Source organism: Gemmatimonas sp. (genome assembly GCF_046594945.1).
Taxonomy (GTDB): domain Bacteria; phylum Gemmatimonadota; class Gemmatimonadetes; order Gemmatimonadales; family Gemmatimonadaceae; genus Gemmatimonas.
The window spans coordinates 1-5,333 of sequence record NZ_JBKJRB010000068.1; the positions used below are offsets into that span (position 1 = coordinate 1).

Here is a 5,333-nt window from a genome sequence, read left to right on the forward strand (position 1 = left end):
GTTGATCAGATCCGCACGATCAGTAGATCACGCCTTGGCGCGAAGCTTGGCGCCCTCTCCACTGCAGATGCCGCAGCGCTCCGTCGCTTGATTACCGACATGTACGGGACACTGTGACGTTCAAAACATTGTCAGGTCAGCCACCATCGGGCGGTGATCCGAGCCCACGTCCGCTCCCACCCACGCCCCGCGCACGCGGAACCACTTTGGCGCGCTCAGCACGTGATCGATGCGCAAGCGGAGTAGCGTGCCTTCGTGCTTCGAGAAGCCGAAGCCGAGTCCCTTGGCGTCGAAGGCGTTGGTAAGACCGCTCCAGTAGCGGCGGTAGATGGAGCTCTCCACCGGCATGTTGAAGTCGCCGGCAATGATGATCGGGATCTCGTCCATCTTGCGAGCCGACCACACCGATGCGCGCTCGGCTTCACTCTCCCGTATGCGCGCGTTCAGCGCCACCCGATCCTCACCCGTTCGGCTCGCCCGCTGTTCTTCCTGGGGAGACGGCACTCCGGTGGCGTGGTCGGGAATCAGGCCGTCGCTACTCAGCAGTGATTCGAGGCCTTTGCGTGCTGTTTCGAGGTGCAGATTCACAAACTGAAACGCCCGCGTGGGGTGCGCGATGCCGTAGCGCACCACGATGCCGGTGCCGCCGTAGCCCAGTTGCGACACGCGAGCGAACGCCGCCCGCGGCATGGTGTCGGCGAATTCAAGGGGCCATCGACTCATGGTGCACAGCCCGTTGTAGCGCGCCGTATACCACCCGCGCTGCTGCTCCGCCACCGCAGCCAGCTCGTCGCCGCATTCCTGCATCGCCACAATGCTCGGCGCATATCGCTCGAGAATCGATGCCAATCGCAGCTTCACAATGGCGCCGCCCTGCGCGTTCAGCGACAGCACGCGAATACGGTTGGTGCCGGGAGAAGTCGGCGCGGTGAATCCCGCCGTGGGTACCGACACGCGGAAGCCCATGATGGGCACGAGCGCGATCACCCCGCCCACGGCCAGCAACTTCACCGACGTGCGCGCAAACATGAACGCCATTGGCAACAACAGCACCAGCGGCAGCAACACCACCCAGCGTGGTCCGTACGCCAGCAACGTGGCCGGCAACCAGAACTCCGACACCGTGAACAATGCGATCCATGCAGCAAGCATGGCCACCGCGTACGCCGCCGCCGCGCGAAATGTCCACCTTGTTACAGAGCGGCGGGATGTCCACTCCGATAGGTCCAGTCGCACACGAGGCAGGCGCGGCACACGAGGCATTCGCGCCAGCAACGCCCCCACGTTGAACTTCGAACGCGGGCGCGATTTCCGCTCCGACCGACCACCCACGAAGGCGTGTTTCAGCGGTTGCACTTTCGGACGCTGAATCTGCACTGAGCGACCGCAGCGGCACCTAATTGTCCGGCCAAGATGCTGGTCGCTGGTGTGGATCAGCTCACCGCACTCACAGGGGACGCTGAACTCCGGCCGCTGGGGCGAACGATGCATTCTGCGGGGGAAGTTGCTACGTGAGGAATGTGTATGCGGCTGCCTGAAGTACCGCTCCGGAGAGTGCAGCAACGCCCGCCACCATCGCTACCGGCATCGAAGCGCCGCATCCGGTAGCCCGTACACGTTCCTCACCAAACAGCTTCCGGTGTGACATCACACGGTTGCCACTGTGGCCACCTGTTCACAACAGTGCACTGGTGATTACGCTCTCCAAGATCCCCAGCCCGAAGTACGCGATCAGCACCGTGATGTCGATCATGCCGATGGTCGGGATCACCTGACGCAGCGGCGCCAGGAACCATTCGGTGAGCACGTACGACCAGCGCCACCACTTGGAGTAGGCACTGCCGCCCACCCAGCTCGAGATCACGCGGGCAAAGAGAGCCAGCTTCAGCAGGCTGAAGGTCCAGCGCACCAGGAGGGCGGCCAGCGATGAGCCCGACGTGCTCATGTAGGCCAGCATCATGATCTGGTCGCGCAGAAATCCGACCGCCGACAGCAGGATGAGGCCACCGACCACCACCGCGGCGAGGGCCCACCAGGGCGCGGCGTACGGGGTGCCGCCGGCGCGCATGATGCGGCGCTCCATGGGGGCGATCAGCCAAGGGTCTACCCGGTCGCGGGTAAAGCGCGCGAAGGGGGAGAAGGGCGAGATCTTGCGGGTGCGCACGCTGTACGACACCACCGCTGCCACGGCGGCGAGGGCGCCCGCCACGAAGACCGCGGGGCGCAGTACGCCAAGGAGCAAATCGAGGACGCTGACGATGGATCCGAGCATGTGCGAATGATACTCACGAGCGGGGCGATCGGCCCGATTGCGTTCGAACGGACGAACGCGCGCTATGCGCGTGCCTCGGGAACGCGTGACCGTCAAACTCCTCGGGAAAGACTAGAGGCGAAATTGACCACGGGCTCACTGCTCCAACGACAACCGTCTCGCCACCGCACGTCCCGCTGCCGCCCCGGCCGCGAGCAGTCCAACCATGAGCAACCAATCCCGCCCGCTCACCGGCGCCACGCCAAACAACCGCGGCATGGCCGTGGCACCCACCCCAATCCAGAGCACCGCGATCGCCAGCGCGCGCCATCTCCGGGCCGCGGCCTGAATTCCCCACCATCCTATCGGCACCATCAGGGCAGCAATCCAACATATATGCGCCAATAGCGCGAAATCGCCACCAATCTCGAACACCGTCTGAATCAGCGCCCACCCGATCACCGGTGTCAACGCGATCGCCCTCGTGCCGTTGAACGCGTCTGATTGCGCCGATAGCCGCAGCGTGTCCGGCGCGCTCCATGCCTCCAGCACCACCGGCCGCGGGTCACTCACCGACCTCCCGGCGAACACGCTGTCCAGCTGCAGCGTGGGCATGGCCAGCCCCCAGTCCCACGCGCGGCGCGTGACCACCAGCTCGGCCGCCAGGTCCCGCTCACCCACAAACGCCACCGCCGACGAATCGCCCGCTACGTGCAGGTAGCCGATCGGCACCAGCGCGCCCCCCTCCTCGCGGCCGCGCAGCACCACGCGCATGGCCACCGTGGCTGGCTCGCGCGATACCATCGCCATGAGCGGCCCCGTGCCCTTATGCGTGATGGTGAACCCGTTCACCGTAAGCGAATCGGCCAGTCCGCCAAACCAGCCGTGGCCCGGCGTGAATTGCAGCGGGCTCGCCCCATAAGTCGCCCGCGCCGCGTCGTTAGCCGTCGCCGCTTCGCTGTTCCCCGACCGCGGCCCCAACGCCACGCTCGTGAGCCCGAACGTCATTACCACGCCCGCCGCCCACCCCCAACACAGCCGCCCTGCCACCCGCCACGACGCCGGGAACATCCACCCACGCCGCGCCCACAGCCACACCCCAACCAATCCACCAAGCGTATTCGCCACCACATCTGCCCACGCCGCCGACCGGCCCGGCGGCAGTCCAATCGACTGCAGGTACTCCACCCCCAGCGAAAACCCCAAAGACAGCAACAGCACCCCCCACCACCGCACACGAAGCATCGCGAGCGCCACCCCAAACGGAGCGAAGAGCACCACGTTGCTGATGCCATCCGTCGCCCAAAGCCCACCGCAGGCGAGGCACCACCGAGGCGGTAAATTCCCCCCCTGCGTAGCCCCCAACGGCGCCAGCGTAGCCAGCACAATAAGCCCGATGCACGCCAGCAGCAGTATCAGTCGCCCCAAGTCTCCCTACCCCCTACTCCCTACCCCCTACTTCGCCCTTATCGTAAAACCGCCTTCGCAATCGTCTGCAACTGCATATTGCTCGTCCCCTCGTAAATCGTGCCGATCTTCGCATCACGATAAAACTTCTCCACCGGGTACTCGCGCGTATACCCGTACCCGCCGAATAGCTCCACGCATAGCGACGTCACCCGCTCGGCCATCTGCGACGAGTACAACTTCGCCATCGCCCCTTCGCGCGCGATGTCCTGGCCCGCGTCTTTCAAACGCGCGGCGTTGTATACCATAAGACGCGCCGCTTCGAGTTCGGTGGCCGCCTGCGCTACCTGAAACTGAATGCCCTGAAATTCGGCCAGTGCCTTGCCGAATTGCTTGCGCTCCTTCAAGTGCGCCACCGCGGCCGTAAGTGCGCCCTGCGCAACACCGATCATCTGCGCCCCGATCCCGATGCGGCCTTCGTTGAGCGTCTCGATGGCGATCTTGTAACCGGTGCCCACGTCGCCCAGCACATTGGCATCACTCACAAACGCGTTGTCGAAGTGCAGTGACGTCGTGCTCGACGCGCAAATACCCAGCTTGTGTTCCTTCTTGCCCACCGAGAATCCGGCCGTGCCGCGCTCCACGATAAATGCCGTGATGCCCTTGTAGCCCATGTCAGGACGCGTGTTGGCGAACACCACGAACACTTCGGCTTCACCGCCATTCGTGATCCACGCCTTCGACCCGTCCAACGTCCAGCCACCGTTTGTCGGCACGGCCCGCGTGGCCAGTCCAAAGGCATCCGAACCCGAGCCCGGCTCGGAGAGTGCATAGGCGCCGATCGTGCCCGCCGTCAGGCGCGGCAGAATACGCGCGCGCTGCTCGGCGTTGCCGTAGCGGTACAGCGGGTAATTCACGAGCGTGTTCTGCACGTCCACCTGAATCGCCGCCGACGCGTCTACCTTGCTGAGCTCTTCCACCGCGATGGCGACCATCATCAGCGATCCGCCGGCACCGCCGAACTCTTCCGGCAGTTCGATGCCCATAAGTCCAAGCTCCACGAACTTCGCGGTGAGTGCGGGGTCGATCTTTCCAGCGTCCTCCATCGCATGAACTCGCGGCCTCACCTCCAACTCGGCCAGGTCGGCCACGGCGGCGCGGAACAGTTCTTCCTCCTCGCTGAACATCGTGAGGGGAGCGCGGGAGAGATCGGGAAAGGAGGATGCAGTCATCGCCGTCGGGCTGTGGGGGAGCGTACCCTTGGGATTTAAGGAGCGAGACGGTGAATGAGAAGCGGTAAAACGGGCACCGCGGCTACGGTTGTCGTGACGATTGCGGTGGTGGGGTACGCGCTCGCGATGGCACTCGTGGCCGTGGCCGTGGCCGTCACGGGCGACAGCAACGCGCTTGGCATGCTGTTGCTGTTCGGACCACGGTGGCTGCTGGTGTTTCCGTGGCTGCTGCTGGTGCCACTGGCCTTCCTTGCATCACGGGGTCTGGTGCTCACGGCCCTCGTGGGCGCGGTGGTCACGCTGCTATACGTAAGCGGTTTTGAGGTGCCGAGCCCAAGCGCGTTGGGGAATGGGGCAGGGGCTCGGGAGACGTTGCGGGTCGTGACTTACAACACCGACCGATCCCGCGAGCTGGCCGCGCGCATCGACATGGACATGCTCGC

The 5,333-nt window shown here is 64.9% G+C and carries 5 protein-coding genes; 1 reads left to right on the plus strand and 4 read right to left on the minus strand.

Features of this window, described 5'->3' with window-relative positions:
* Positions 1–120 precede the first annotated feature (120 nt).
* The 4 genes from ACLL97_RS07465 to ACLL97_RS07480 form a co-directional block, all read right to left on the minus strand.
* Positions 121–1,152 carry an endonuclease/exonuclease/phosphatase family protein gene (locus ACLL97_RS07465; RefSeq protein WP_411279847.1) on the minus strand — a complete coding sequence of 344 codons (1,032 nt, stop codon included), beginning with the start codon at positions 1,150–1,152 and terminating at the stop codon, positions 121–123.
* A gap of 523 nt (positions 1,153–1,675) precedes the next feature.
* On the minus strand, positions 1,676–2,272 hold the full coding sequence (locus ACLL97_RS07470) for a YggT family protein (RefSeq protein ID WP_411279848.1): 597 nt from the start codon (positions 2,270–2,272) through the stop codon (positions 1,676–1,678).
* Positions 2,273–2,407: 135 nt separating this feature from the next.
* Positions 2,408–3,679 carry a VanZ family protein gene (locus tag ACLL97_RS07475; protein WP_411279849.1) on the minus strand — a complete coding sequence of 424 codons (1,272 nt, stop codon included), beginning with the start codon at positions 3,677–3,679 and terminating at the stop codon, positions 2,408–2,410.
* A 38-nt stretch (positions 3,680–3,717) separates the two neighbouring features.
* Positions 3,718–4,890, minus strand: coding sequence for an acyl-CoA dehydrogenase family protein (locus ACLL97_RS07480; RefSeq protein ID WP_411279850.1), 1,173 nt, complete (start codon positions 4,888–4,890; stop codon positions 3,718–3,720).
* 54 nt (positions 4,891–4,944) lie between these two features.
* Between ACLL97_RS07480 and ACLL97_RS07485 the strand changes: the two genes are divergently transcribed.
* On the plus strand, positions 4,945–5,333 hold a 389-nt coding region (locus ACLL97_RS07485; protein WP_411279851.1), incomplete at its 3' end, for a hypothetical protein.